General features: G+C 63.2%; 1 protein-coding gene. It reads left to right on the forward strand.

Features of this window, described 5'->3' with window-relative positions; all coding sequences use genetic code 11:
* The first annotated feature begins 202 nt into the window (after positions 1 to 202).
* A complete protein-coding gene (locus E5W70_RS32330; RefSeq protein WP_292665411.1) occupies positions 203 to 1,285 on the forward strand; it encodes a nitronate monooxygenase in 1,083 nt (360 codons plus the stop codon).
* Positions 1,286 to 1,295 lie beyond the last annotated feature (10 nt).

Here is a 1,295-nt window from a genome sequence, read left to right on the forward strand (position 1 = left end):
TGCCGGATGGGCCGGCTGCATGGCGCGTCGTAAACGCGGCGCCAGCCCGGCGCATCGACGGCAGTTGGGTTAGGATCGACGCCGAACTCCGCCAGCTTGCATCAGCCTGTGGCCGGCCGCGAAGCGGTTCGACGGCCCTATCGGACTTGAGCTGGAAGTCAGTTAAGGTAATCTCTCCTGGGAGAAAGAGGAGGGTGGTCCAATGTGGATGCGCACTGATCTTCTGGAACTCCTCGGCATTGAGCACCCGATAATCCAGGCGCCGATGAGCGGCATCACCACGCCGGAACTGGCGGCGGCAGTCAGCAATGCCGGGGCGCTTGGCTCGCTCGGATGCGGCACTCTGCCTGCGGCAGCTATCCGCGAGCAGCTCACGGCGACACAGCACGCTACCAATCGCCCGATCAACGTCAACTTCTTTGCGCACCCGGCGCCGATACACGATGATGCGGCAGCCCAAAGTATGCGCGACCGCCTTCGCGGCTGCTATGAGGAGGTCGGGCTCGGACCGGTGCCCGAGCCGGGCGAGCCCTTCCCCACCTTCGATCGTGAGCGTCTCGAAATTGTGCTCGAGCTGTGCCCGAAGGTGGTCAGCTTCCACTTCGGCCTACCCGACGCCGCAATTGTGCAGCAGTTGAAAGCGGCTGGCTGTACTGTCTTGTGTTCGGCTACCACCGTCTCGGAAGCGCGCCAGCTTGAGGCAGGAGGGGTGGACGCCATTATCGCCCAGGGATACGAGGCGGGTGGGCATCGCGGCACATTCACTGGCGACCCTGCTATCGGCACTGCCGGCACTATGGCCCTCGTACCGCAGATTGTTGATGCCGTGCGGGTGCCTGTAATTGCCGCCGGCGGCATCTTCGACGGTCGCGGCATTGCTGCCAGCTTTGCACTTGGTGCATCTGGTGTGCAGATCGGCACGGCTTTCCTGGCCTGTCCTGAAGCCAATGTGCAGCCAGTCTATCGCGTAGCATTGCGCTCGGCCAACGACGAGAGCACGACGGTGACTCGCTGCTTCACTGGCCGCCCAGCGCGCGTGGTGCGCAACCGGTTTGTGATGGAAATGGCTGGTGAGGAAGATGCTGCGCTGGCGTTTCCGCTACAGGCGAGTCTGGTCATGCCGCTTTCGATGGCAAAGGATGAAAGCAAGCGGGCTGACTTCTTGCCTATTTGGGCCGGGCAGGGCGTTGCGAAGCTGCGGGAAATGCCGGCCGCCGCCCTTGTGGAGAAACTCGTCACGGAAGCAAGCGGCATAGATAGGGCCTGTAGGGGAGTAGGGGAGTAGGGGAGTAGGG

Origin of the sequence: Mesorhizobium sp., assembly GCF_005063415.1 — a bacterium.
Taxonomy (GTDB): Bacteria; Pseudomonadota; Alphaproteobacteria; order Rhizobiales; family Rhizobiaceae; genus Mesorhizobium.